23 protein-coding genes are annotated in these 26,415 nt (G+C 68.4%); 13 read left to right on the top strand and 10 right to left on the bottom strand.

Going from position 1 to position 26,415, the window contains the following annotated elements; translation table 11 throughout:
* Positions 1-72 precede the first annotated feature (72 nt).
* From ACSHWB_RS03860 to ACSHWB_RS03840, 5 genes are all read right to left on the bottom strand, one after another.
* The gene (locus tag ACSHWB_RS03860) at positions 73-1,233 is read right to left on the bottom strand and encodes an acyl-CoA dehydrogenase family protein (protein WP_439660712.1); all 1,161 of its coding nucleotides are present in this window, start codon (positions 1,231-1,233) and stop codon (positions 73-75) included.
* A 1-nt stretch (position 1,234) separates the two neighbouring features.
* Positions 1,235-2,326 carry a CaiB/BaiF CoA transferase family protein gene (locus ACSHWB_RS03855; protein ID WP_439660711.1) on the bottom strand — a complete coding sequence of 364 codons (1,092 nt, stop codon included), beginning with the start codon at positions 2,324-2,326 and terminating at the stop codon, positions 1,235-1,237.
* 148 nt (positions 2,327-2,474) lie between these two features.
* Positions 2,475-3,593, bottom strand: a complete 1,119-nt coding sequence (locus ACSHWB_RS03850) for a Glu/Leu/Phe/Val family dehydrogenase (RefSeq protein ID WP_439660710.1) — start codon at positions 3,591-3,593, stop codon at positions 2,475-2,477.
* 8 nt (positions 3,594-3,601) lie between these two features.
* The gene (locus ACSHWB_RS03845; RefSeq protein ID WP_439664507.1) at positions 3,602-4,699 is read right to left on the bottom strand and encodes an NAD(P)/FAD-dependent oxidoreductase; all 1,098 of its coding nucleotides are present in this window, start codon (positions 4,697-4,699) and stop codon (positions 3,602-3,604) included.
* A gap of 43 nt (positions 4,700-4,742) precedes the next feature.
* Entirely contained in the window at positions 4,743-6,227 is a 1,485-nt protein-coding gene (locus ACSHWB_RS03840; protein WP_439660709.1) for an aldehyde dehydrogenase family protein, read from the bottom strand.
* Positions 6,228-6,308: 81 nt separating this feature from the next.
* On the opposite strand from ACSHWB_RS03840, the gene ACSHWB_RS03835 reads away from it, so the two are divergent.
* Genes ACSHWB_RS03835 through ACSHWB_RS03825 form a run of 3 tightly spaced genes read left to right on the top strand, consistent with a single transcriptional unit; the run spans position 6,309 to position 8,632 of the window.
* The gene (locus tag ACSHWB_RS03835; protein ID WP_439660708.1) at positions 6,309-7,226 is read left to right on the top strand and encodes a LysR family transcriptional regulator; all 918 of its coding nucleotides are present in this window, start codon (positions 6,309-6,311) and stop codon (positions 7,224-7,226) included.
* A 7-nt stretch (positions 7,227-7,233) separates the two neighbouring features.
* Positions 7,234-7,962: a HEAT repeat domain-containing protein gene (locus tag ACSHWB_RS03830; RefSeq protein WP_439660707.1), complete on the top strand. Its 729-nt coding sequence runs from the start codon at positions 7,234-7,236 to the stop codon at positions 7,960-7,962.
* 34 nt (positions 7,963-7,996) lie between these two features.
* Complete coding sequence (locus ACSHWB_RS03825; protein WP_439660706.1) at positions 7,997-8,632, top strand: hypothetical protein; 636 nt, start codon at positions 7,997-7,999, stop codon at positions 8,630-8,632.
* Positions 8,633-8,635: 3 nt separating this feature from the next.
* Here the strand turns inward: ACSHWB_RS03825 and ACSHWB_RS03820 are convergent, their stop codons facing one another.
* The 3 genes from ACSHWB_RS03820 to ACSHWB_RS03810 form a co-directional block, all read right to left on the bottom strand.
* Entirely contained in the window at positions 8,636-9,121 is a 486-nt protein-coding gene (locus ACSHWB_RS03820; RefSeq protein WP_439660705.1) for a DinB family protein, read from the bottom strand.
* A gap of 82 nt (positions 9,122-9,203) precedes the next feature.
* The gene (locus ACSHWB_RS03815) at positions 9,204-10,517 is read right to left on the bottom strand and encodes an ArnT family glycosyltransferase (protein WP_439660704.1); all 1,314 of its coding nucleotides are present in this window, start codon (positions 10,515-10,517) and stop codon (positions 9,204-9,206) included.
* Between the two features lie 29 nt (positions 10,518-10,546).
* The gene (locus ACSHWB_RS03810) at positions 10,547-12,133 is read right to left on the bottom strand and encodes a thiamine pyrophosphate-binding protein (RefSeq protein ID WP_439660703.1); all 1,587 of its coding nucleotides are present in this window, start codon (positions 12,131-12,133) and stop codon (positions 10,547-10,549) included.
* A 483-nt stretch (positions 12,134-12,616) separates the two neighbouring features.
* Between ACSHWB_RS03810 and ACSHWB_RS03805 the strand changes: the two genes are divergently transcribed.
* From ACSHWB_RS03805 to ACSHWB_RS03790, 4 genes are all read left to right on the top strand, one after another.
* Positions 12,617-12,973: a PLDc N-terminal domain-containing protein gene (locus ACSHWB_RS03805; protein ID WP_439660702.1), complete on the top strand. Its 357-nt coding sequence runs from the start codon at positions 12,617-12,619 to the stop codon at positions 12,971-12,973.
* 56 nt (positions 12,974-13,029) lie between these two features.
* Positions 13,030-13,572, top strand: a complete 543-nt coding sequence (locus ACSHWB_RS03800) for a hypothetical protein (RefSeq protein WP_439660701.1) — start codon at positions 13,030-13,032, stop codon at positions 13,570-13,572.
* A gap of 204 nt (positions 13,573-13,776) precedes the next feature.
* Positions 13,777-14,598, top strand: a complete 822-nt coding sequence (locus tag ACSHWB_RS03795) for a hypothetical protein (protein ID WP_439660700.1) — start codon at positions 13,777-13,779, stop codon at positions 14,596-14,598.
* Positions 14,599-14,640: 42 nt separating this feature from the next.
* Positions 14,641-15,252, top strand: coding sequence for an ANTAR domain-containing response regulator (locus tag ACSHWB_RS03790; RefSeq protein ID WP_402905211.1), 612 nt, complete (start codon positions 14,641-14,643; stop codon positions 15,250-15,252).
* On the opposite strand, the gene ACSHWB_RS03785 is transcribed toward ACSHWB_RS03790, so the two are convergent.
* The gene (locus ACSHWB_RS03785) at positions 15,233-16,645 is read right to left on the bottom strand and encodes a hypothetical protein (protein ID WP_439660699.1); all 1,413 of its coding nucleotides are present in this window, start codon (positions 16,643-16,645) and stop codon (positions 15,233-15,235) included. The two genes, ACSHWB_RS03790 and ACSHWB_RS03785, sit on opposite strands and share 20 nt — an antisense overlap.
* 451 nt (positions 16,646-17,096) lie before the next feature.
* Between ACSHWB_RS03785 and ACSHWB_RS03780 the strand changes: the two genes are divergently transcribed.
* From ACSHWB_RS03780 to ACSHWB_RS03760, 5 genes are all read left to right on the top strand, one after another.
* Positions 17,097-18,326, top strand: coding sequence for a branched-chain amino acid ABC transporter substrate-binding protein (locus ACSHWB_RS03780; protein ID WP_439660698.1), 1,230 nt, complete (start codon positions 17,097-17,099; stop codon positions 18,324-18,326).
* 76 nt (positions 18,327-18,402) lie between these two features.
* Positions 18,403-19,317, top strand: coding sequence for a branched-chain amino acid ABC transporter permease (locus ACSHWB_RS03775; protein WP_093596910.1), 915 nt, complete (start codon positions 18,403-18,405; stop codon positions 19,315-19,317).
* On the top strand, positions 19,314-21,026 hold the full coding sequence (locus tag ACSHWB_RS03770) for a branched-chain amino acid ABC transporter permease (RefSeq protein ID WP_439660697.1): 1,713 nt from the start codon (positions 19,314-19,316) through the stop codon (positions 21,024-21,026). The genes ACSHWB_RS03775 and ACSHWB_RS03770 overlap by 4 nt, the downstream gene beginning before the upstream one ends.
* Positions 21,023-21,844 (top strand): ABC transporter ATP-binding protein, encoded by an 822-nt coding sequence (locus tag ACSHWB_RS03765; protein WP_439660696.1) that lies wholly within the window; start codon positions 21,023-21,025, stop codon positions 21,842-21,844. Before ACSHWB_RS03770 ends, ACSHWB_RS03765 begins: the two co-directional genes overlap by 4 nt.
* On the top strand, positions 21,841-22,557 hold the full coding sequence (locus ACSHWB_RS03760) for an ABC transporter ATP-binding protein (RefSeq protein WP_439660695.1): 717 nt from the start codon (positions 21,841-21,843) through the stop codon (positions 22,555-22,557). Before ACSHWB_RS03765 ends, ACSHWB_RS03760 begins: the two co-directional genes overlap by 4 nt.
* Before the next feature lie 645 nt (positions 22,558-23,202).
* Here the strand turns inward: ACSHWB_RS03760 and ACSHWB_RS03755 are convergent.
* The gene (locus ACSHWB_RS03755; protein WP_439664506.1) at positions 23,203-23,562 is read right to left on the bottom strand and encodes a PaaI family thioesterase; all 360 of its coding nucleotides are present in this window, start codon (positions 23,560-23,562) and stop codon (positions 23,203-23,205) included.
* 106 nt (positions 23,563-23,668) lie between these two features.
* Between ACSHWB_RS03755 and polA the strand changes: the two genes are divergently transcribed.
* Positions 23,669-26,341: a DNA polymerase I gene (gene polA / locus ACSHWB_RS03750; RefSeq protein ID WP_439660694.1), complete on the top strand. Its 2,673-nt coding sequence runs from the start codon at positions 23,669-23,671 to the stop codon at positions 26,339-26,341.
* Positions 26,342-26,415: the final 74 nt, after the last annotated feature.

Here is a 26,415-nt window from a genome sequence, read left to right as displayed (position 1 = left end):
CTGTTTGTCTCCTCCGGCAGAGCGTCCTCCCACCCGCGAACCCCGTTGCGGAGTGCAGGATAGGGCGAACGATCAACGGAATGCGGCGATTCCGGTCAACGCGTGGCCGATGGATAGCAGGTGGATGTCGGAAGTGCCCTCGTAAGTAAGTACGGATTCCAGGTTGTTGGCGTGACGCAAAGGCGAGTACTCGAGCGAGATGCCGTTCGCGCCGAGGATGGTCCGGCTTTCCCGCGCGATCGCGATGGCCGACTCGACGTTGTTGTACTTGCCGACGCTGATCTGTTCGGGCTTCAGCGTGCCCGCCTCCTTGAGCCTCGCGAGGTGCAACGCAAGCAGCATCGAGTTGCTGACCTGCACGGTCATGCTCGCGAGCTTGCGCTGCGTGAGCTGGAACCCGGCGATCGGCTGGTCGAACTGGATGCGCGTGCCGGCGTAGCGCAACGCCGCCTGCAACGAATCCCGCGCGGCACCGACAGCGCCGAACACGATCCCGAACCGCGCCTCGTTCAGACATGTGAGCGGCGCGCGCAAGGAAGTCGCGAGCGGCAGTCGCGCACTTTCCGGCAGCCGAACGCCCTCCAGGACCAACTCGGAAGTGACGGATGCTCGCATTGACAGCTTCTGCTTGATGTCCCGCGTCGAGAATCCCGGCGTGCCGCGAGGAACGAGGAATCCTCGAATTCCTTCCTCGGTCCGCGCCCACACGGTCGCCACGTCCGCGAGACCACCGTTGGTGATCCACATCTTGGTGCCGTCGAGCACCCAGTCCGCCCCGTCGCGCACGGCCCGCGTGCGCATGCCGGACGGGTTCGAGCCGAAGTCGGGCTCGGTCAGCCCGAAGCACCCGATCGCCTCACCCGCGGCCAGGCGCGGCAGCCACTCCTGCTTCTGCTCCTCCGACCCGTACTTCCAGATCGAGTACATCGACAGCGAACCCTGCACGGACACGAAGCTGCGAATACCGCTGTCCACGGCCTCCAGCTCCAGGCACGCGAGCCCGTACGCCAACGCCGACGTCCCCGCACACCCGTACCCCTCCAGGTGCATGCCCAGCACACCGAGCTTGCCGAGCTCCTGCGCGAGCTCGCGCGGCAGGATGCCCTCCTCGAACCACGAGGCGACGTGCGGCCGCACGTGATCGGCCAGGTACGCCGCGACGGTGGCCTGGATGTCGCGTTCCTCGTCGCTCAGCAACGACGGGATGTCCAGCAACTGCAACGGGTCCTGCACGTCACTGCTCCAGCTTCGGCGGGCGCAGCCGGTAGGACACCGGCGTGCGCGACAGGCGGATGGGGTTCGCGACGAGCGTCATGTCGTCGATCGTCGCGGTCGGGTTGAGGTCGAGCGACTCCGCCAGCGCGAACGCCCGCGCGACATCGTTGACGGGTCCACACGGAACACCCAGCGGCGTCAGCGTCTCGAACCAGTGCTGCGCCGGCCGCGTCCGCAACCGAGCCGCGAGCGCCTCGAACAACTCGTCCACGTTCTCCACCCGATCGGAGTTCGTGACGAACCGCGCGTCCGTGGCCAGCTCCGGCACGTCCAGCACCGAACACAACCGGCGGAACTGCCGGTCGTTGCCCACCGCGAGCACGATCGGCTGGTCGACCGTCGGGAACACCTCGTACGGCGCGATCGACGGATGCCGGTTGCCCATCGGCTTCGGCACCGATCCGGCCAGCGTGAAACCCGCGCTCTGGTTGACCATGCTCGACAACAGCACCGTCAACAGGTCCAGCTCCACGAGCTGCCCCAGCCCCGTGGCCTCCCGATGCCGCAACGCCGCCAGGATGCCGACGCACGCGTGCAACCCGGTCAGCACGTCGACCAGCGCCACCCCGGTCTTCACCGGCTCGTACGGCCCGGGCCCGGTCACGCTCATCAACCCGCCCACGGCCTGCACGAGCAGGTCGTAGCCGGGCAGATCCGCGCCCTTGCCGGAACCGAACCCCGAGATCGAGCAGTAGACGAGGTCGTCACGCCCCAGCGACTCGTAGTCCAGCCCGAACTTCTTCATCGTGCCGGGCTTGAAGTTCTCGACCACGACGTCCGCCCGGGCAATCAGCTCGCGCGCCTTCTCCCGGCCCGCCTGAGTGGACAGGTCGATCTGCACCGACGTCTTGTTCCTGTTGACGGACAGGAAGTACGTCGCCTCGTCCTCGTAATGCGGCGGACCCCACGTGCGGGTCTCGTCCCCCCTGCCCGGCTGCTCGACCTTGACGACCTCGGCACCGAGGTCGCCCAGCATCATCGTCGCGTACGGCGCCGCCAGCACCCGGCTGAAGTCCGCGATCACCACGCCTTCGAGCGAGCTCATGCGCATCGCCTCCGCTGCTCGGTCAAGTGCGTTGCCACCAGCGCATGCCTTTGCGCCGGCACGTGTCTGGTGCCGCCGCGCCACATCTCAGTCATCCCGCGCGCCTCCGCAACGACATGGCCGAGCCGCGCGGCCGCCGCACGTTCGAGCGGCCTCATGCGACCCGCCCCCGCAGCTTCATCGCGGCCAGCACCCGTTCCTGCGCCAGCTCCCGTGCCGCCACATGTGTTGTGGTGCCACGGCTTCGCGCCTCGACGATGATGTTCGCCGCGTTCGCCCTCAGCTTCGAGGACACGGCCTCCAGCACCGTCGCGGGATTCACCGGGAACGGCGAGTACCGCGCGTCCATCGCGAACGCCGCCGCGACCACGCCGCCGGCGTTCGCGATGAAGTCCGGCACGACCGTGATCCCACGCCGCGCGAGAACCTCCTGCGCCGCAACGGAGGTCGGCAGGTTCGCACCCTCCACCACCAGCGTGGTGTCGAGCTCGCCTGCGAGGTCCGCGTCGATCACGTCCTGCAGAGCGGCCGGCACCAGCACGTCGCACGGCACCCGGAGTTCGGCACCGAGCGTGCGGACGTCGCCGTACTCCGAGACCGCGCGATCACCGAACTCGCCGCGCAGCTTCAGCAGTCGGGTGACGTCCAGGCCGCCGGCGTCCACCAGCGCACCGTGCACCGAGGACACGGCGACGACGACAGCGCCGAGTTCGGCGAATCGCCGAGCCGCCGCGGCGCCGACCGCGCCGAAACCTTGTACAGCCACGCGTTTGCCGCGCAGGTCCATCAGTTCGTCCGCCACCTCGGCCACGCCGTACCCGGTGACGCCCAGCTCGTCGTACGGAAGACCGCCGAGTTGAGCCGGTGCGCCCATCATAGCGCCGCGGTCCGACAGTTCGTCCTGGACGATCGCGGCGTCCCGTTCGGTGAGACCCATGTCGAGCCCGAGCACGTACTCGCGCGGCACCTCGTTGGAGAGCTTGCGCGCGAACGCCCGCAGCGCCGCTTCCTTGTCAGGGGAAGCGGGATCGAACACGATCCCCGCCTTCGCGCCGCCGAAGAACAGGTCGACCCCGGCCCACTTCCACGTCATCACGCGCGCGAGACGAGCGATCTCCGCGACCGTCACGTGCGGGGTCATCCGCGTGCCGCCCTTGCCCATGCCGCGCGCGGTGTTGTCGATGACCAGCACACCTTTCATGCCGGTGCGCCGGTCGGACACGCAGACGACCTTCTCCGGCCCCCACTCGTCCATGAGCTCGAGAACGTCCATCACATTCCTCACACGCAGTTGAGTTCCGGCCGTGCCTGGTCGGCGGCGAACCTGGAAGCGTCCAAACTGGACACGTCGACGAAGGGCTCGCGGCCGAGCACGAGGTCCCGCACGACCTCGCCGACGGCGGGGCCCTGCAGGAACCCGTGCCCGGAAAAGCCCGTGGCGTAGAAGAAGCGGCCCGCGGAGCCGATCAGCGCGTTGTGGTCGGGCGTCACCTCGTACAGCCCGGCCCACCCGTCGCGCACGCCCACGTCCAGCAGCCTCGGCGCTCGTCTCCCGATCGCCTCGGTGAGCCTGGGCAGCCACGCGTCGGACATGTCCAGCTTGAACCCCGGTGTCTCGTCGGGGTCGGACATGCCGAACAGCAGCCCCTGGCCCTCGCGGTGGAAGTAGAAGGTGCTGCCGAAGTCGATCGTGAACGGTGTCACCCGGTCGTGTAGTTCCGGCATGGCCTCGGTGAACATGATCTGCCGTCGCAACGGGGAAACCGGCAGGTCAACGCCCACCATCGCGCCGATCTCCCGCGACCAGGCCCCGGCCGCGCAGACCAGGTTCGGCGTCGAAACCGCGCCTCGGCCGGTTTCCACGCGAAAAGTGTCAGACCCCGTTCGTACGATCGATCTCACGGTGGTTCTGGTGTGCAGACGGGCACCGAATCGGCGGGCCGCGGTGGCATAACCGAGGACGACGGACTCAGGCGTGCAGTGTCCATCGTCCGGGGAGAAGGTCGCCGCGAGCAGACCGTCCGTCTCGATCAGCGGCGACATTCGCCGGGCTTCCTCGACAGTCAGCATTCGACTGTGCACGCCGAGGGAGTTCTGCAGGTCGACGTTGCGCTCGAACGCCGTCACGTCGTCGTCGGAAGAGAGGAGGAACAGATAGCCGACCTGGTGCAGGTCGATCTCCTGCCCGGGGCGCTGCGGAAAGCGCTGGAACAGTTCGATGGATCGAGCTCCGAGCCTGATGTTCAGTTCGTCGGAGAACTGGGCGCGCACTCCACCCGCTGCCTTGCAGGTGGAGCCGGACCCCAGGTCATCCCGCTCCACGAGCACCACATCACGGACTCCTGCCTCGGCGAGGTGAAAAGCGATGGATGTGCCCATCACCCCGCCGCCGATGACGACGACCTCTGCCTGAGCGGGCAGCTCAGGTGAGACGGAAGTCAAGGTTCGCCTCGATCGCGAGAGTGTCCATCTGCGCCTTCTGCAGCTTCCCTGAGTAGTCCCAGTTCATGGACTGCCAGCGGGTGAACTGATCGAGCACCCACACGCCCGACTGCCGGGAGCCGTTGCCGCTCTTGCCGTTGCCGCCGAAAGGCAGGTGCGCCTCGGCCCCGGACGTCGAGTTGTTGACGCTCACCATTCCGGCGGAGATGCCGGCGCGGAACCGGAAGGCCTTGTTCGGGTCCGTGGTGTAGATCGAGCACGAGAGGCCGTAGCCCGGCTTGTTGCCGAGCTCGATCGCCTCGTCCAGGTCCGAGTACTTCATGACGCCGACGAGCGGCCCGAACGTCTCCTGGAGGAACAGTTCGTCGTCGTCGCGCACACCGGAAACGATTGCGGGGTGGTAGAAGAAGCCGTTCTCGCCAGTGAAACCGTTGCGGGGGCTGGCAGCCGAGATGCGGCCGGTCGGGCCGTGCACCGTGTGGTGCTCGCCGATCCAGCCGAGGTACTTCTCGTACGCCAGTGCGAACTTCTCGTCCAGCAACGGTCCATAGAGGACATCACCGGCCGGGTCGCCCACGGCGGCGCCGGAGACGGCCTCGACGAACCGGGTCAGGAACTCGTCGTACACGGACTCGTGCACGATCGCCGTGCCGAGCGAGGTGCAGCGCTGACCCGCGGAACCGAAGCCGGCGAACAGCGCGCCCTGCACGGCCAGGTCGAGGTCCGCGTCCTCGGTGACGACCATCGGGTTCTTGCCGCCCAGTTCCAGGCACGGTGTCTGGAGGTGGCGTCCGCACAGCTCGCCGATGCGCACACCGACCTCGCTGGACCCGGTGAAACCGACCTTGTCGACGAGTCCCTGCCGCAGCGACTGCTCCAGTCCGTCGAACGTCTCCGAGCCCTCGGCGAAGACGATCTCGAACACGCCGGCCGGAATGCCGGCGGCCTGGAACACGTCGTAGAAGGCCTGGGCCGAGGCGGCGGAGTACTCGGCGGGCTTCCACACGACCGAGTTGCCGCACAGCAGCGCCGGGATGATGTACCAGGACGGCACGGCGACCGGGAAGTTGCCGGCGGTGATGATCGCCGCGACGCCGACCGGGTTGCGGAAGGTGAAGAGCTGCTTGTCTGGCATCTCCGAGGGCACCGTCTGCCCGTAGAGGCGCCTGCCTTCGCCGACGAAGAAGTTGGCGGTGTCGACGATCTCCTGGACCTCGCCGCGGGCCTCCGCGATCGGCTTGCCGATCTCGCGGGTCACGAGCTGGGCGAGGGGCTCGAAGTTCGCCTCGACGAGGCGGCCGATGTTGCCGATGACCTGGCCGCGCACGGGGGCGGGCACGCGCGCCCACGCGCGTTGTGCGGCTTTGGCCCGCTGGGCGGCGCCGACGAAGGTCTGGCTGGTCCCGAGCTCGATCTCGGCGACCACGTCGGAGGTGTTCGACGGGTTCGTGGAGATGTAGGGCATGCATCCACCCTGGTAGGTGCACGGCGGATGCGCCAGGTGTCGCAGAATGAAACCTCGCGAGGTTGAGCATAAGCTCGTCTGGTGCTCAACCCGGTTCATCTCCGCACGCTCGTCGAGGTCGTGAAGACGGGTTCCTTCGCCGAGGCCGCCCGTCGTCTCGGCTACACGTCGTCGGCCGTGTCGCAGCAGATCTCGGCGTTCGAGCGGGCGGTCGGCGTGACGCTCTTCGAACGCGAGGCGCACTCGATCAGGCCGGCCAGCGCCGCTCTGCTGATCGCCGACCGCGGTGGCGAGCTGCTCGCCGCGTTCGACGGGTTCGAGCACGAGGTGAAGGCGATGGTGCAGGGCCTGCGCGGGCGGCTGCGGATCGGCACGTTCCCCACGGCGAGCTCGCGGATCATGCCGAAGGTGCTCGCGCGGCTGCAGGCGGAGCTGCCGGGTGCCGAGTTCCGTCTCGACGAGGCGGAGCCGGACGACGTGCTGCCGCTCGTGCTCACCGGCGAGCTCGACCTCGCGCTGGTCTACGCGTACGACCTCGTGCCGCGCACGTGGCCCGAGGAGCTGACCGTGGTGCCGTTGCTGGACGAGTCGCTGCTGGTGATGGTGTCGAGCGGGCATCCGGCCGCGAAGAACAACGTCAGGCTCGAGGATCTCCGGGACGAGCGCTGGATCGCCTCTCGCGACGGGACCTCCGGCGCGACCTGTCTCACGCGGTTGTGCGCGGCGGCGGGGTTCGCCCCCAAGATCGCTTTCCGAAGCAACGACTACGAGGTCGTGCAGTCGCTCGTGGCGGCCGGCGTCGGTGTCGCACTCGTGCCCGCGCTCGGGTACAAGGAGCTGGCGGGCACGTACGCGATGCCGTTGCGCCACAAGCCTTTGCGCAGGCACGTGCACGTGGTCCACCGCACCGCGAACACCAACCCGCTGTTGCGCGACGCCGTGACCGCCCTTCGGGAGGTCTGCCAAAACACCGTGGGCGGCTACATGAATCAGCCATGATGGAGAAATGGGGGAACTCAGCGGCGATGGGGCGCTGGCTGGGATCCGGGGTTGGAACTCGCCGGATCTGAGTGCGCACGCCCGACATCTGATCGACAGCACGGAGCGGGGCCTCGAGGACGTGATCCTCGGCAACCTGGACGAGGCGGGCCCGGTGCGTCCGCTGCTCTGCCGGGTGCTCGCGGAGCGTGATCCGCACCGCGATCCGCACTATGCGCTGCGGCACTTCTACGCCGAGACCGACGGACCGGTCCGCAAGTGGCTCGGCCACGAGGTCTACCGCAGCCCGTGGGCCTGGCTCTACGGCATCACGAGGCTGCGCAACGCCAAGCCGGTGGAACGCATCACGCCGGACGCGACGAGCTGGTTCGCCACCCGGCGCCAGATCGCGGTCATGGCCCTCGGCGACACCGCCGACCCGGCCGCGCTGCCACCGGTCGTCGGCTGCCTGCGTGACCAGAGGTGGTGGGTCAGGGCCCAGGCGGCGGCCGCGATCCGCCGTCTCGCGAAGTCGGGTGTGCCGATCGGCGGTGCCTCCGACGGTCTGCTCCGCTGCCTGCACCACGAACGCAGGGAGGTGATCGAACAGGCCGCCGCGGCGCTCGCCCACCGGTCCCTGCGCGACCGCCTGGTCTGGTCCCGTGCGACGCTCATGCCGCTCGCCGGCGCCGTCGTCGACAACGCGCTCGACGGTGTGGTGGCACCGCTGGTCCCGTTGTGGCCGGGCGAGGTCTGATGGAGCAGGAAGGGCTGGGTCGTTGCTGCCGAGGATGACGGTGCTGCGGGTGCTCGTTCTCGCGGCCTTCGTGGTCGCCTGCGTGCTGGCCTACGAGGCGTTGCCGGCGCCGGAACGGTCGCTGACCGTGTTCGTCGTGATGTTCGCCGGGCCGCTCCTGTTGCGGTACTGGGCGAGCAAGGATCCGGTGGTGCAGAAGCCTGTTGACGACTCGCGGTCAGAGGTGCCCGGTGTGCAGCGGCAGGTCTGGCGCGTTCGGCTGTGGGTCCGCATCGCCGCCGTGGTGGTGCCGCTGGCGGGGTTGCCGTTCGTGTTCCAGCCGCAACTGCTCAACCCGGAGTGGACCGGCGGTATGCCGGTGGGGGACCTGGTCGTCGCGGTGCTCTTCTACGCGGTCCTCGGGCTCGCGGCGTGGGCGGCGTTCCGTTCTCGCCTCGACGTCGACGAGAGCTGGGTCCGCGTCACCAATCCCTGGGCGAGCCGGATGTTCCCGCGGTCGGCGGTGAGAAGTGCGCGGCAGGGTTCGTACGGCATGGAGTTCGTGCTCGACGACGGCAGCGTGGTCACGGTGTTCGCACTGCAGTGCGTGGGGTCGCCGCACGCTGATCCGCCGCCTCGGTGGGTCGCGGCCGCCAAGGCCGTCACCGGGCGGGACCCGGTGACGGGGTAGGCGTCATTCGCCGGTCTGGCCGTCCGCGAGCTCGCGGAGCAGGTCCAGGTGCCCCACGTGGCGTGCGGTCTCCTGTGCCACGTGGGCGAGGATCCACCGCACGGTGCGCTCGCCGTCCGCGGCCGTCGCGTCGGGGGCCAGCTTCTTCAGCGCCTCTGCGTTGGCCCATTCCTCGCGGTAGGCCTGGATGAGCGCCGCCGGGGTGTCGTCGTCGGCGAGGTTCCAGGACGGGTCGGGGCTGCCCTTCCACAACGACGGCAGGTCGAGGCCCGCGCCCGCGATGCACAGCCAGTACCGCTCCACCGCGACGAGGTGCTTGAGCACGCCCAGTGCCGTCAGCTTCGGGGACGTCGGGATCGGGGCCGCCGCGGCCTGCTCGCGGGTCAGGCCGTCGACCTTCAGCACCGCGGTCTTGCGGAGGAAGTCCAGGAACTCCCAGGCGAGCACACCCTCGTCGGTGGCGAGGTTCTCCGGCCATGTTCGGGTCACCGGGCGAGTCTGTCAGCTCAGTAGTAGTGGCGGAGCTTCGGCCAGAAGGTCTCCCATGACTCCGTCGGTGCCGCGCACAGCTTTATCTCCACACCGTCTTCCTCGTTCTCCACGGGGTTGTGGTGCTGGGCGACGACCTTGCAGTCGTTGAACGGCGGCGCGGCGAACCCGACGAGCAGCACCTTCCTGTTGTCGAGCGGGGAGGTCCCCAGTCGTAGAAGGACATGTGCCCGGACCAGACGTGGATCTCGGTGTACGCCTCGATCGCCCCCGCCTGGCCGTAGTTGCGGGTGATGAGGATCGGGCGGTCGTTCTCGAACCACGCGTCCTGGACGGTGAGGGCCAGTTCGCGCCAGCCGACCTGTTCGCCCTGTTCGGGATTGATGGCGACGACCGGGCCCAGTGCGCTGGGCGGCAGGATCGGCAACGAGCCGACCACGGCCACCACGACGCTCACAGCCACCAGCACGCCGCCGATCACCCTGCGGCGCAACAACCATTCCTGGGCCTGGCGTGCGCCTGCCGCCATCAGCACGAGCAGCAGCGGGACCGCGTAGTAGGGCTTGCCGCCGGTCACGAGGCACAGGACGCAGAGGATCGGGTAGGCGAGCGCGATCGAGCGGAAGGTCCTGTCGCGCCACAGGTTCCGGAACCCGACGAGCCACACCGGCACCAGGAAGGGTGACAGCATCAGGATCTGCATCGGGATGAACATGATGCGGTTCTCGGCGCCGTCGTCCTCGCTGATGCCGCGCGCGACGGTGAGCAACGGGAAGCCGTGCAACGCCTGCCACACCAGGACCGGAGCGGCGATCACCGCGCACACGGCCACACCGGCGGCCAGCCACCAGCTGCGCAGGACGGTGCGCGGGCCCACGGCCAGCAGCGCGATCGCCAGGGATGCCAGCAGCAACAGCAGCAACCACTTGTTGGCCAGGCCCACGCCGGCGGTCGCGCCCAGGGCGAGCCACCAGCGGCCGTCGCCGGTTTTCAGGAGCCTGACGGCGAAGTAGCCGATGAGCACCCAGATCAGCAGGTCGATGGTGGCGGTGGAGAGCATGTGGCTCACGGCCAGGACGAACGTCGACGTCGCCGAGGCGGCGGCCGCGAACGTGGAGCCGCCGCCCAGCTCCTTCGCGATGAGGGCGACCACGACCGTGATGGCCAGTGCCAGCAGGGTGGCGGTCACGCGGAGGCCGACGGGCGTCTCGCCGAACACCTCCGTCGTCAGGCGGGCGAGGATCGGGGTGATCGGGGGCTGGTCCACGTAGCCCCAGTCCGGGCGCTTGCCCGCCGCGATGAAGTAGAGCTCGTCGCGGTGGAAGCCGTAGCGGCCCGACAACGCGGTCAGCACCACCGCCTGCACTGCGAGCACGATCCCCAGCCCACGTCCCATGGGCGGGAAGGTACCCAGGAAGAACCTGATCAGGTGGCGTTTTTCCGGTACCAGCGGGGAGACGTGGTGACGGGCGGCGTCAAGCTCGCGTCGACCACGATCATGGTGGGGCCGGATGCCCGCTCCAGCGCGTCCGAGAGGCCGGTGAAGCCGTCGAGGGTGACCGCGGGGATGCCGAAGCTCTCGGCGAGCTTGGCGAAGTCCGGGCGGGTCAGGTCGACGCCGCTGATGGTGTGGTCCGCGATCTGCTGGTCGTAGCGGAGCATGCCGTAGCCGCCGTCGTCGACGAGCACGACGGTGAGCGGCAGGCCTTCCTGCCTGAGCGTGGCCAGGTCGCCGCACGCGAAGAGGAAGCCGCCGTCGCCGACCACCGCGATCGTGCGGTTCTCCACGGCCGCGCCGATGGCCGCGGGGAAGCCGAAGCCGAGCGTGCCCCAGCCGACCGGGTAGGCGAGGCCGCGGGGTTTCGTGACGTGGTGGAAGCCGCCGATCCAGTAGCCGGGGATGCACATGTCGGCGACGATCGTGGCGTCCGTGCCTTCCAACGCCCGCAACAGTTGCACGGCTTCGGGGGAGTCGGCTTCTGCCAGTGCGCGCACCTCGGCGTTGACCGCGGCCACGTCGACGGAGGCCGGCTTGGCGGTCACCTCGGCCGCGAGTGCGGTGGTGATGGTGGCCGCGTCGCCTTCGAGCGTGACGTCCGCCGGGTAGTTCTTGCTCGCCTCCGCCTTGTCGATGTTGATGGCCAGCAGCGTGCGAGGTCTGGGCTGCAGCCAGTTCTGCGTCATCATGCCGTCGAAGTCGGTGCCGATCGCGATCACGAGGTCGGCGTCGTCCCACAACTTGCCCACGGGCGGTGCGTGCACTGGGCCACGCACGACGTGAGGGCTGTCCGTCAGGCCGCGTGCGCCGTACGTCGTGATGATCGGCGCCTGCAGTTTGGCGGCCAACGCGCTGATCGCGGGGCCTGCGCCGGACCGTGCCGCGCCGCCGCCCGCCCAGATCAGGGGTCGCTCGGAACCGGCGATGAGCTGCTCGGCCTCGGAGAGGTCGGCGACCGTGTGGGTGGGCGCGACCTTCGTGGCGGTGTGGTGCGGGACCTCGTCGGACAGGAAGTCCGTTGGGACGCCCAGATAAACCGGGCCGTGCGGGCCTTGGAGGGCCTGCTGGACAGCCTTGTCCGTGTAGGAGCCCACCTCCACAGCGGACGGCACGTCGAACGTCGCCTTGGTGACCGCGGTGAACATGGACTTCTGGTCACGGGTCTCGTGCAGCACGCCGCGGTAGACACCGGGTTGCCGCAACGTCGACGGGATGTCCGTGGCGATCACGAGCACCGGGCTGCCGGACGCCCACGCCTCGCCGGTGGCGCCCAGGGTGTTCGCCGCGCCGGGGCCGGTGGTCACGATCGCGACGCCGAGCTTGCCCGTGGTGCGTGCGTAGCCGTCTGCCGCGTAGACCGCTGTCTGTTCGTGGCGCACGCCGATCATGCGGATGCCGGGACGCTTCGCCAGCGCCTCCCAGATGGCGAGGTTGTGCACCCCGGGAAGCCCGAACACCACCTCGACGTCGTGCGCGGCCAGTACTTCCAGCAAGCTCTCGGCACCCTTGGGCATGCGCCCGACGCTAAGGCCCGCTTACGGCACGGGCAACGGGTGCGCAGCAGGTCTGGTGCTCAGCGTCAGGCGCCGGACGGCTCGGACTCGGGTTCCGTCACAGCGTCCAGTCCAACTGGGACGGTGTGAACGTTCCGGTCCGCGAAACCGAGTTCGAATCCGGCGAAACGCAATTCGGGCCGGTGTGGCGCCGCGTCGAATTCGACCCGTCCGTTACCTCTTTTCGTCTCGCGGGAGGAATTGGTTGCGCGGGTCGGCCGACAGCGGCGGTGGACCTGACGGCCGAGCGGGAGGTGCTGCGCCCGAGGTTCGGTCTGGTACGGACCCCGCGCCGGGCGGCGGCATTTCCGGTCTCCGTGTGGCTTTGTTTCGGCGGATTCACGGCTTCGTGAATTGGCCCGGAGATGATTGACATGTGAACTGTGTTCAGGGGGTGGCCCTTTGTGCCACCATGTGCGGCGACCGCACGACCTGGGGGTGGAGATGCTGTACTTCGGTGGGCTGTTCGGAGTGCTGATGCTAGGACTGACGATCTTCGCCGTCGTGGACGTGATCACGACCGACGAGGGCTCGGTTCGCAACCTGCCGAAGATGATGTGGCTTCTCCTGGTCCTGCTGTTCCCGTTGGTGGGCTCGATCGCGTGGCTCCTCGCGGGCCGTCCGGTGGTGGGGACCGGACATGCGCGATTCGGGGCGTACGAACGCGGTGCTCCTGCTTATCCCGAGTACGACCGGCCGGGACGGTTCGCGGCCACCGATTCTGACGACGATCAGGAGTTCCTGCGCCGCTGCCGTGAGCGCGCGGAGGAACAACGACGCAAGGGACGCGAGAACCAGTGAGGATTGTCCTGCTGTTCTTGGTTGTTCTGCTCGCCGGTTGCGGCGGAAACGCGCAAATGGCGGCACAACCCCCCACATCTCAATCGTCCACTTCGGACAAGCTGGCGCCGGCTGATTTCCAGGCGCGCTGGTGGACGTGGGCCTCCCAGCCCGCGAACACCAATCCCGTGTCGGACACCTCCGGCCGCTACTGCATGCGCGACCAGCCCGTCGAGGTCTGGCTGCTCGCCGGGTCGCTCGGCGAGGGTCCTGTCGAGCGGCAGTGCCGCGTCCCGGCCTCCAAGCCGTTGCTCGCGCCCGTCGTGAACCTCTCGAGCGACGTCGCCTCCTGCGAGACGTTCATGAAGCGCGCGCAGGGCGAGGTGCTGCTGGACGGCTCCACGCAGACGCTCACGAAGGTGTCCGCCACGCCGTTCACCTACGAAGCGCGCGCGGGCAACCCGTACGGGACCGACGCGGGCCGGGTCAACTCGGTCGGCTGCGGCCTCTACGCCTGGATCCCCGCACCCGCGTCGGGCGAGCACGAGCTCGTGATCCGCGGGTCGGCGGACGGCAAGGAGGTCGACGTGAAGTACAAGCTGATCGTGGGCGCCGACTAACGCGGAAAACAGGGTGCTCTGGTCCGGTAACGTGGTGGATGGCGTCCGAGCAGACGTGAGGCTGGAGCCGCTCCCCGGCAGTGAGCGGCACTCTCCGCCGCAGTGTTCAGCAACTCCTGCTCAGCGAAGCGAACTGACCGCGTAGACGCGTGACACATGCGTCCTTGTCGGCCGAGCCGGGCGGCGGAAACGAGGACTGCTGTCATGGCACGTCTGTCCACCACGGACCAGCTCGCCGATCTGCGGCGCACCTACACGGGCGAGAACCTGTCCCAGGCGGTCCCGGCCGTCCGCGACGGCGATTCAGGTCTGCCCGACGCCACCACCGAGGCCCAGCGTCAGCTCGAGGCCAAGGTCCTGCTCGCGGGCTGTGCCGCCGCGAGCATGCTCCAGCTGATGCCGCCCGCGAGCATCATCAGGCCCGCCCACGCGTTCCGGACCGTGGAACCGGGGGAGACCCTGAGGCTGCACCTGAGCGACAGGGCACTCGGCCCGCTGCTGTTCGAACTGCTGCCGCGCACCGAGGGCGGTTTCGGCATGGGCGTCGCCGGTCTCGGGCACCGGCAGTACCGGCGGTCGGCCGAGCTGACCACCGGAGACGCCGGTGTCGTGCTGGCCGGGGTCGACGACCAGGCGTGGGCGCTCGGCATGCGCTACGTGCGCTGGATGCACGAGCACCGCGGCGTCGAGTACGTCGACGGCGGCGGCAACGACGAGGAAGTCGCGGAAGCGGCCACTGGGAGCGCTCTCCTGCGCCGGGTACACCTGTGGCATGACGCGAGCTGGTTGCGAGCACTCCCCATGGGCGGGGCCTGGTTCGTCGAGTGGGCCGGTGGGCCGGCCGAGGACGAGATCAGGCAGAAGCTCGGTCACCCGGACTTCGGGACCACCCGCGAGATCGCGGTGCGCCGCCTCGACACGCCCGCCCAGGACGTCGAGGAGGGCATGCGGACCTATCCGTGGCCTGAGGAGTTCGTGTCTGCCGTCACGGCTGGTGACCCTGATCAGCGGCCTGACCGCCGGTAGACTGCGCTTTCGCCCGCAGGAACGATCGTCAGGAGGACCCCGGTGACCCAGCAGGCTGCCGAGGCCCAAGCCGAAGCCACGCGCAAGGCCCCTCGCGTACTCGTCGCCGAAGACGAGGCGTTGATCCGTCTCGACCTCGTGGAGATGCTGCGCGAAGAAGGCTACGACGTGGCGGGCGAGGCCGCAGATGGTGAAGAGGCCATCAAGCTCGCGACCGAGCTCAATCCCGATCTGGTGATCCTGGACGTCAAGATGCCCAAGGTCGACGGGATCGAGGCGGCGCAGCACATCGCGGGCAACAGGATCGCGCCGGTCGTGATCCTCACCGCGTTCAGCCAGCGCGACCTGGTCGAGCGCGCCCGCGACGCGGGTGCGATGGCCTACCTGGTCAAGCCGTTCGCCAAGCGGGACCTCGTGCCCGCGATCGAGCTGGCGATGAGCCGGTTCAGCGAACTGGCCGCGCTGGAGCAGGAGGTCGCCGGGCTCACCGAGCGCCTGGAGACCCGCAAGGTCGTGGAGCGGGCCAAGGGCATTCTCATGACCAAGCAGGGTCTGAGCGAGCCGGAGGCGTTCAGGTGGGTGCAGCGCACCGCCATGGACCGCCGCACGACGATGAAGGCCGTCGCAGAGGCCGTCATCGAGAACTTCGGCTGAGTTCGAGCCACACGGAGTCCGTCTGCCGCCCCGGATCCTCGGGGCGCAGGCGGACTTCGACGTTGTGGCTGCCTTTCAGCGAGATCAGCAGCTCGTGCCGGCCACCCACGCCGCCGGGCATCGGCACGGTCGCCGCGTGCGAGCCGTCCACGTACACCTCGAAGCCCGCTATCGGCGCCACTGACCGTGCGTGGGCCGCGTCGAGGGTGATCACCAGCGTGGCGTCGTTCGGGCCCTTAGCGGTGAACTCAGCGGTCATGACGGGCAAAACGGGCGGTGGCTCGCCCGGAGCGTTCTCCAGCTTCACCGTCGACTGCCCCGGCACCTCCAGGTAGCTCTCCACCACCTGGGCCTGCGACGCGCCGGGCATCCGCAGCACGAACGGCGTCAGCGCGTCCGGCCCGTCCGCGCCGAGCAGCTCGGCCGGCACGTCCCCGACCAGCGTCAACTCGCTGTCCTCCGCCGCGGACCAGCCGCTCACCGTCGGCCGCATCGGCACTCTGGCGGTTCCGAGCTGCGCGACCATGCCGTTCGGGTCGCCGCCGTCGCCGAGCCGCACCGTCGTCCGCAACCGCGCTGACGACGCCGCACGCAACGGTGCGCGCGCCGTGCCGATGTTCGGTGCCTCCTCCTCGGGTTCGAGCACGCGCAGCGTCCCCGCCACGATCAGCGTCTCGACCACCTCGTCCACGGACTGAAGGCCGCCGGTGATGCCCACGGCGTCGATCTCGACGCGTCCGGGATAGCTGGGCGGCGGGGTCACGCTGATCAGCACGCTCGCCTCGCGCCACTTCGGCACCACCGGCAACGTGGCGATCTGGGCGCCATCTTGCATAACGCGCACATCGTTATCTGTCAGCACCGCTTCGAATCGATGCAGAACACCCGCGCCGCGCGTTCCGGGGGCCACGGAGTCGTCCACCACCACGCGGATCGCATCAGCCGGAGGTATGGGTCCGAGGCGATCGGGCGTTCCGGGGACCAGGTCGAGCACGAGCTTTCCGCGCGGCCCGGCCGCATCGGTCACCACGGCCACCCTGCCCAGTTCGCTCGACTCGTTGAGCTGCAGCAGCGTCCGTGCGCGCAGCACGGCCGTGTCGTTTCCACACGGCATGTCGATCACCAGACGGCCGCCGGAGCCCGAAAAGGGGTTCACGCACCCGCGCCGGCCGCTCAGGTGGTAGCGGCGGTCCAGGTACGTGTCGTCGAAGTCGTCCAGCCAGCCGTCGACCTTCCGCCGCCAGCTGTCGTCGCTCGGGCGTTCCTCGGCCCTGGCCGGTGAAGATCGCTGGCCGAAGGCGTCCACCGCCCGCACGTCCGGCCGCCCGGAGCCCGTGACCTCCGGCGACGCGACCAGCTTTCCGAAGACCTCGTAGCCGGCCGCGCCGGGCACGGGAGCCCATTGGACTCGGCCGTCGCTGCTCCATACGGAGGACGGCGGCTCCGGCCTGGCCGGTTGAGACGGGAACTTGACGAAATCCGCCGTGTACTTAGTTAGGCGAACGGCCTCTGAACTGGGCTTCTGGGAGGCATCATCGGTGGCACGCAGAACCAGCACCGCCGCGACGAGGACCGCGACGGCACCAACTGTGGTGATCACTCGGCGACGCGGAGTCATACGTCCACGTTATGGCAGCCGTCCAAAGAGTGAACGAAGGTTACGGTCTGTGAAATTGCTTAAGTCAAACATAACGCCGCGTTGCGTTATGGTCACGAGCCCATTGGCTTTGATGACTGCGGTCACAGTCATCGCCTAGGTTCCGGCCATCCCTCAGGAGAGGGTGATGGAGCGGCGCGCGGAGATCTCGCGTGGCCGGGAGCAAGGGATAGAGGAGGGACATCACGTGCGTAAGCACTCAGTGAAGTCCGCAGCGATTGTCGGCGCCTCGCTGCTTGTTCTTGCAGCCTGTGGCTCGAACAAGACCGAGGGCGGCGGCAACACCGGGGGCAGCTGCGACACGTCGAAGGGCACTCTGACCGTCGGTGTTGTCGCCCCGTTGTCCGGGAACCTGTCCGCTCTCGGCGTCGGCATCAAGCAGTCCGCCGAGCTCGCCGTGGACGAGGCGAACAAGAAGTGCACGGTTCCGGGCTTCAAGCTGACCGTGTCCGCCCAGGACGACGAGGCCAACCCCGCCAAGGGTGCCCAGGCCGCCACGAAGCTGTCGACCGACCCGAACGTCGTGGGTGTCGTCGGCACGCTGAACTCGTCGGTCGCCCAGACGGTGCAGCCGATCCTGCGGGACAAGAAGATCCCCCAGGTGTCGCCCGCGAACACGAACCCGTCGCTGACCAGGGGCAATGACTTCCTGACGGCCCCGAAGCGTCAGTTCGACAACTACTTCCGCGTCTGCACCACCGACGACCTGCAGGGCCCGTACGCGGCCAACTACCTCGTCGAGAAGGCCGGCAAGAAGAAGATCGCCATCATCACCGACGGCAAGACCTACGGTGAGGGCCTGGCCGCCGAGCTGTCGAAGCAGGTCACCAAGAAGGGTGGCACGATCGTCGGCTCCGAGAAGGTCGGCGAGAAGGACACCGACTTCTCCGGCGTCATCGCCAAGATCAAGGCCCTCGGCCCGGAGGCCGTCTACTACGGCGGTGAGTACCCGGTCGCCGGCCCGCTGTCCAAGCAGATGAAGGACGCCGGTCTCGACGTTCCGCTGATGGGCGGCGACGGCATCTTCGACGGCAAGTACATCGAGCTCGGCGGCAAGGAGGGCGACCTCGCCACCTCCGTCGGTGCCCCGACCGAGTCCCTGGCCACGGCCAAGGCCTTCGTCGACGCGTACAAGGCGAAGTTCGGCAAGGAGGACTACGCCGCCTACGGTGCGTTCTCCTACGACGCCGCGAACGCGATCATCGGTGGTCTCGCCAAGACCCTCGAGGGCGGCTCCGCGTGGGACGACTCGAAGCGTGACGCCATGCTGACCAACGTCGGTGGCTACACCGGCTCCGGCGCGACCGGTGAGGTCAAGTTCGACCAGTACGGCGACAGCACGAACAAGGTGCTCACGGTCTACTCGGTCACCTCTGGCAAGTGGAAGGACGTTCAGACCGGCACCTTCACCGGCTGACGACTACCGAACAACTGATTGAGCCACGGCGGGGGCGGGCGTTGTTTGCTCGCCCCCGCCGTCTACGGAGGTAGTCGTGTCAGTCCTGCTCCAACAGCTGGCCAACGGGGTCATTCAGGGTGCGTTGATCGCCCTGATCGCCCTGGGGTACACGATGGTGTACGGCATCATCCAGCTGATCAACTTCGCCCACGGCGAGGTTTTCATGGTGGCCTCGTACGGAGGCCTCGCCACGTTCACGCTTCTTCCTGACGACCTCAAGAAGTCGCCTGCCGTGGCCCTGCCGCTCATGTTCGTCGGCGGCATCGTGGTGGCGGTGGTCGTCGCCGTGATCATGGAACGGTTCGCCTACCGGCCGCTGCGCAACGCGCCCCGGCTGGCACCGCTCATCACAGCGCTCGGCGTGTCCGTGTTCCTGCAGGAGGCCGTCCGCGTCTTCTACCCGAACGCGAAGTCCAACCTGCCTTACCCGAAGGTCTTCCCCGAGGGCAACCTGACGATCGGCTCGGTCAACATCTCCTGGACCGGTGTCCTGCTCGTCGTGCTCTCGGTGGGTCTCGCGATCATCCTGCAGACCTACATCAACCGCTCGCGCATGGGCCGCGCGATGCGCGCGACCGCTCAGGACCCCGACACCGCGAAGCTCATGGGTGTCAACCCCGACCGCGTGATCGTGCTGACGTTCATCATCGGCGCGGTGCTCGCCGGTGTCGCCGGCATCATGTTCGGCGGGTACCTGAACAACATCAACATCGACATGGGCTTCCAGAACGGCATCTTCGCCTTCACGGCGGCCGTCCTGGGCGGCGTCGGCAGCATCCGCGGCGCGGTCATCGGCGCGTTCATCATCGGTCTGATCAAGACCGTTGCCGGTCAGTACATGCCGGGCGGCACCCAGTACGACTACGTGTGGATCTTCGTCGTGCTGATCCTCGTGCTCGTCTTCCGCCCGCAGGGTCTGTTCGGTGAGCCGGAAAGGGTGCGCGCATGAGTACGGTCGACACTTCTGCGAAGCGTTCCGCGCTCGCACCCCTCGGCAAGCCGTTCGCGGCCGTCGGCGGCGTCCTCGGCATCGTCGCGGCACTGCTGCCGTGGGTCACGTTCGGTCTCAACGACGGCAACTGGCCGGACAAGTCGACGCTGCAGTTCTTCGACGCGCCGTTCCTGGTCACCGGGTTCCGCTGGCACATGCTGGTCCTCGGCGTCCTCGTCCTGGTCGCGGCGTTCGCGCCGGTCCCGTCCAAGGGCCGCGTCGTCCGCGCGCTCGGCTGGGGCCTCACCCTCGTGTCCTTCATCAACGCCGCGTACATCACGGTCAAGGGCGGTGGCCTCGGTGCCATCACGGCCCTCGACGGTGCCAGCGCGTTCGGTGGTGTCGTGGGCCTGGTCGCCGGTGTGCTGGTGATCCTGGCCGGATACGGCATCGGCATCGGGCCGGTGGGCGAGTGGAAGTTCAAGGTCTCCACCCCGGTCGCGTACCTGGTGCTCGTGGTGTCGTTCGGCGCGGTGCTCTACGCCGTCGCCGCGATGCTGACCACCGGTGGCGTCGGCTCCGCCAACCCGTACGCGGGCGCGATCTTCCTGTCGTTCCTCGGTTTCGCCGGCGGTCTGCTCGGCGCGCTGAGCGGCGTCGGGTTCGTGCGCTGGATCTCGGCACTGTCCGAGCAGCACCGCGTGTTCAGCGTGATCGTGCTGGCGGCGTGCGCGCTGCTGCTGCCGTTCACCGAGGCGGGCAACGAGTACTGGATGACGGTCGCGGCGAACATCGGCATCTACGCCGCCACCGCGATCGGCCTGAACATCGTCGTCGGCCTCGCGGGCCTGCTCGACCTCGGGTACGTGGCGTTCATGGGCATCGGTGCCCTCGTGGCAGCGAACTTCTCCGGTGCCGCCACCGCGTACTTCGGCTTCGAGCTGCCGTTCCCCGTCGCCGCCGTGATCGCGGCGGTCGTGGCCGGCATCTTCGGCGCCATCGTCGGTTCGCCGACGCTGCGCGTCCGCGGTGACTACCTGGCGATCGTGACGCTGGCGTTCGGTGAGATCTTCACCCGCTCCGCGCAGAACGACATCGGTGGCTTCACCAACGGTTCCAACGCCATCCCGGGCATCCCGGCGCTGTCGTTGTTCGGGGCCGAGTTCAACAAGTCGTTCACGATCGGCGCGGTGAAGCTGCCCGCCGGTGTCCTCTACTACGTCCTCATCGTGCTGCTCGTCGCGGCGACGATGGCGGTGTTCGCGAACCTCAAGTTCAGCCGCATCGGCCGTGCGTGGATCGCGATCCGCGAGGACGAGGACGCAGCCCGCGCGATGGGCATCCGCACCGGCAAGATGAAGATCCTCGCGTTCCTCATCGGTGCCATGCTCGCGGGTCTCGCGGGCGCGGTGTTCGCGCACAAGAACGGCACCGTGTCCTACGAGTCGTTCAAGTTCCTCGAGTCGGTCACGCTGCTCGCGGCGGTCATCCTCGGCGGCATGGGCTCGATCCCCGGCGCCGTTCTCGGTGCCGCGCTGCTGTTCGTGCTGCCCGAGAAGCTCCGCGACTTCGAGGACTACCGCCTCATGATCTTCGGCCTCGCGCTGATCCTGATCATGCGGTTCCGGCCGGTCGGCCTGATCCCCGATGCGCACAGGCGCGCTGAGATGATCGAGCGCGCCGATGAGAACGCCGATGAGGCGCACGTGGAGGCGAAGAAGGCATGAGCACGCCTGTGTTGGAAGCGCGTGACGTCTCGATGGTCTTCGGTGGCCTCAAGGCGCTGAAGGGCGTCACACTCACGCTCGAAGAAGGCAAGATCGTCGGCCTGATCGGCCCGAACGGCGCGGGGAAGACCACGTTCTTCAACTGCCTGACGGGCCTGTACACGCCGACCACCGGCGAGGTGTTGCTCAAGGGCAACGTCCTGCCGGGCGACCCGGCGAAGGTGACGGACGCGGGCGTGGCCCGCACGTTCCAGAACATCCGCCTGTTCCCCAGCATGACCGTGCTGGAGAACGTCATGGTCGGCCGCCACGTCCGGATGAAGCAGGGCCCGCTGGCCTCGCTGTTCCACGGCCCCGCCTACCAGCGCGGCGAGAGGGCGGCTCGCGAGCGGTCGCGGGAGCTGCTCGCGTTCGTCGGCCTGAACAACCTGGACGACGAGCTCTCGCGCAACCTCCCGTACGGCGACCAGCGCCGTCTGGAGATCGCGCGCGCGTTGGCCACGGACCCGGCGGTGCTGCTGCTGGACGAGCCCACCGCGGGTATGAACCCGCAGGAGACGGAAGCGACGCAGCAGCTGATCTTCCGCATCCGCGAGACGGGTGTGTCCGTCGTGGTCATCGAGCACGACATCAAGTTCATCTTCGGGCTGTGCGACTCGGTCTCCGTGCTCGTGCAGGGCGAACTGCTCGTCGAGGGCAGCCCCGAGGTCGTGCGGGCGGACCCGCGGGTCGTCGAGGCCTACCTCGGCAAGCCGCCGGAGGAAGTCGAGCACGAGATCGAGGCCGCCGCTGCTTCTGCTGAGGAGGAGCAGGCATGACCGCGCTGCTCGAAGTCCGCAACCTCTCGGTCGCCTACGGCGCCATCGAGGCCGTCCGCGACATCTCGTTCACCGTCGAGGCCGGCCAGATCGTGTCGCTGATCGGCTCCAACGGTGCGGGCAAGACCACGACCCTGCGCACCATCTCGGGTCTGTTGCGGCCGACGTCCGGTTCGATCAAGTTCCAGGGCAAGGAAATCCACAACGACCCGGCGCACGCGATCCTCGGTGAGGGCATCGCGCACTGCCCCGAGGGCCGCCGGCTCTTCCCGCGGATGACCGTGGAGGAGAACCTGCAGCTCGGCGCCTACGTCCGCAAGGACGACGGGGTCGAGGCCGACATCCAGCGCGTGTACGACCTCTTCCCCGTGCTGGGGGAGCGGCGGCACAACAAGGCCGGTCTCTTCTCCGGTGGTGAGCAGCAGATGCTCGCCATCGGCCGCGCGATGATGTCGAAGCCCCGCCTGCTGATGCTCGACGAGCCCTCGATGGGTCTCTCGCCGATCATGACGCAGAAGATCTTCGACACCATCAAGGAGCTGCAGTCGCTGGGCACCACCATCCTTCTGGTGGAGCAGAACGCCCTGGCGGCGCTGGCGTTGTCGGACCACGGGTACGTGATCGACCTCGGCAAGACCACTTTGGACGGTCCGGGGCGTTCGCTCCTGGTCGACCCTCAGGTGCGCGACGCGTACCTGGGCGAGGCTCACTGAGGTTTTGTTCTGCGGGGCGGGGCGGAGGGTTTCCTCCGCCCCGCTTTCGTTTGCCCGCTGGATGTTCGGTGGGTTCGGTGGCTGGGGCTGGGCGTGCCGTGGCAGGGACGGGTCGGGCTGTGTGCAGGCGCTGCGGACCGGCTTTGTGCGGGATGCGCCGAGTCTGCGGCCAGGCTTGAACGGCGGGCCTTGCTGTCCTGCCGTGGTGGGGCTGAGGCAGGCGGGACTGGGCATGGTCGAGCTGTCGGTGGCGATGGCGATGACGTCGTGCTTGAACGGCGCTGCGCTGCCGTCCATCGCTGTCAGCGCAGCGGCTGGTGGGACCAGGGCGCGGCAGAGATGTCGGTGCCTCCGACTGGAGGCGGGGCGCGGTTCGGGCTCGCTTTCGTTCCCGGGGTGGGGAATCGGGCTTGAGCGGGCGGCGCGGTCGAAGTCGGCCAGGATGCGGACACCGGGACGACGTCGAGGAGGCTGCCGCGAGCCGTGCGGGCGGACGCGGTGGCCGGGACCGAGGCCGCGGCCAGCGCACCGCACAGGACTGCTGCTGTCAGTCGAGTCGTGAAGGTCATGCGGTCCACGATGTCGGGCTGATCTTGGTCGCACACTGGGGTTTGCCGCAGAGCTGGGGTGTGGTTCACCCCAGTGTCAGGCGCCCGGCGGCTTCGGGCGGATGAGGCACGTGAGGCGGGCGGTGCAGGTGCGCTTGCCGTCCTCGTCGGTCACGACGATCTCGTACGTCGCCGTGCTGCGGCCGAGGTGGATCGGCCGTGCCACGCCGGTGACGATGCCCTCGCGCGCCGCTCGATGATGGGTGCAGGACAGCTCGAGCCCGACGGTGATGCTGTCGAACTGGGACGCGTGGATCGCGGACCCGAGAGAGCCCAGCTGTTCGGCGAGCACCGCGTTCGCACCGCCGTGGAGCAGTCCGAACGGCTGGCGGTTGCCCTTGACCGGCATCGTGCCGATCATCTCCTGAACATCCCATTGGGTGATTTCGATGCCCATCCGGACGTGCAACTGCTCGTCGGCGAACTCGATAGGCAGGTCGGGGGTCACGCGGGCTCCAAGGGCTCAAGCAGAACTGTCAGACCCCCACCCTAGACTCGGGCCCGTGACTACCTCAGACGTGAAGCGCCTCCTGCTCATCGACGGTCACTCGATGGCCTACCGAGCGTTCTACGCCCTGCCCGCCGACAACTTCGTGACGAAGACGGGCCAGGTCACGAACGCCGTGTACGGCTTCACGTCCATGTTGATCAACATCCTGCGGGACGAGAAGCCCACGCACGTCGCCGTGGCGTTCGACGTCTCGCGCAAGACCTTCCGCTCCGAGCAGTACCCCGAGTACAAGGCCGGCCGCTCCAAGACGCCGGACGAGTTCCGCAGCCAGATCTCCCTCATCAAGGACGTGCTGGCCACGCTGGCCATCCCGACCATGGAGAAGGAGAACTACGAGGCGGACGACATCATCGCGACGCTGACCACGCAGGCCGTGGCGCAGGGCGTCGAGGTGGAGATCGTCACCGGCGACCGCGACGCGTTCCAGCTGGTCAACGACAAGGTCACGGTGCTGTACCCGGTCAAGGGCGTCTCGGAGATGGGCCGCTTCACCCCGGCGTACGTCGAGGAGAAGCACGGCGTGCGTCCCGAGCAGTACGCGGACTACGCGGCGGTGCGCGGCGACTCGTCGGACAACCTGCCGAACACGCCCGGCGTCGGCCCGAAGACGATCATCAAGCTGCTCAACCAGTTCGGCGGGCTCAACGAGCTGGTCGACCGCGTCGACGAGGTGCCGGGCAAGGTCGGCGAGGCGCTGCGCGGCAACCTGGCGAACATCATCATGAACCGCCAGCTCACCGAGCTGATCAAGGACGTAGAGCTGCCGTACACGATCGACGGCCTCGAGGTGCAGCAGTGGGACCGCGACGCGGTGCACCGCCTGTTCGACGAGCTGGAGTTCCGCGTCCTGCGCGACCGTCTCTTCCAGACGCTCACGACGGCGGAGCCCGAGGCCGAGGAGGGCTTCGAGGTCTCCGGCGGCGCGATCGAGGCGGGCACGCTGAAGAAGTGGCTCGCCGAGAACGCGAGCAAGACGCGGGTCGGCGTCGCGCTGCGCATCACCACCGACCTGGAGGGCGTCGCGCTCTGCACCGCCACCGGTGAGGGCGGGTACGTCGACGTCACGCAGCTCGACGAGGCCGACGAGCAGGCGCTCGCCGCGTGGCTGGCCGACGAGAAGATCTCGAAGGCGGGCCACGACCTGAAGCTGCCGCTGCGCCGCGTGCGCGCCCGCGGCTGGAAGCTGCGCGGCCTGTCCTCCGACACGGCGCTGGCCGCCTACCTGGTGCGGCCGGGCCAGCGGTCGTTCGCCCTCGACGACCTGGCGCTGCGCTACCTCAAGCGCGAACTGCGCGCCGAGGAGTCGGGCGACGGCCAGCTGTCGTTGCTCTCCGACGAGTCCGAGGAAGCCCAGAAGGTCGCCACCAGCACGATCCTGCGCGCGCGTGCCGTCGCCGAGCTCGCGGACCGCCTCGACGAGGAACTGGTGACGATCGGCGGCGCCGACCTGCTCGCGAACCTCGAACTGCCGCTGATGAACGTGCTCGACGAGGTCGAGGCCGTCGGCATCGCGATCGACGTCGACCACCTCTCCGAGCTGGAGTCGCACTTCGCCGCAGGCGTGAAGAACGCCGCGCAGGAGGCGTACGCCGTCATCGGCAAGGAGATCAACCTCGGCAGCCCGAAGCAGCTGCAGACGGTCCTCTTCGACGAGCTGAACATGCCGAAGACGAAGAAGACCAAGACCGGCTACACCACGGACGCCGACGCGCTGCAGAACCTGTTCGAGCAGACCGAGCACCCGTTCCTGCAGCACCTGCTCGCGCACCGCGACGTCACGCGCCTGAAGTCCACTGTGGACGGCCTGCTGAAGTCGGTGGCCGACGACGGCCGCATCCACACGACGTTCCACCAGACGATCGCCGCCACCGGCCGGCTGTCCTCGACGGACCCGAACCTGCAGAACATCCCGATCCGCACGGACGAGGGCCGCCGCATCCGCCAGGCGTTCGTCGTGGGCGAGGGTTACGCGGAGCTGATGACTGCGGACTACAGCCAGATCGAGATGCGGATCATGGCCACGCTGTCCGGCGACGAAGGCCTGATCGCGGCGTTCAACAGCGGCGAGGACCTGCACACCTACGTGGCGTCGCAGGCGTTCTCGATCCCCACCGCCGAGGTGACGGGCGAGATGCGCCGCCGCATCAAGGCGATGTCGTACGGCCTCGCGTACGGCCTGTCGGTGTTCGGTCTGTCGCAGCAGCTGCGCATCCCGACCGAAGAGGCCCGCGAGCAGATGGAGGCGTACTTCGCCCGCTTCGGCGGCGTGCGCGACTACCTCAACGAGATCGTGAAGAAGGCCGGCAAGGACGGCTACACCGAGACCGTTCTCGGCCGCCGCCGCTACCTGCCGGACCTCACGTCGGACAACCGCCAGCGCCGCGAGATGGCCGAGCGCATGGCCCTCAACGCGCCGATCCAGGGCAGTGCCGCGGACATCATCAAGGTGGCCATGCTCGGCGTCTACCGCGCGCTGGAGTCGTCAGACCTGCGTTCCCGGATGCTCCTGCAGGTCCACGACGAACTGGTGCTGGAGGTCGCCGAGGGCGAGCGCGAGGCGGTCGAGGCCCTCGTGCGCGACCAGATGGGCAACGCCTACCAGCTGCTCGTGCCGCTGGAGGTCTCGGTCGGCGTGGGTCGTTCCTGGGACGACGCCGCCCACTAGGGCCCAGAACGCGAATCAGCCCGTCCGAGCCGAGTGCTCGGGCGGGCTGTGTGCTGGAAAGCCGAAAATCATTT

The sequence above is a fragment of the Lentzea sp. HUAS TT2 genome, from assembly GCF_051853195.1.
Lineage (GTDB): Bacteria > Actinomycetota > Actinomycetes > Mycobacteriales > Pseudonocardiaceae > Lentzea.
Note: the sequence above shows the minus strand (reverse complement) of the source record. Positions and strands in the feature narration are given on the sequence as shown.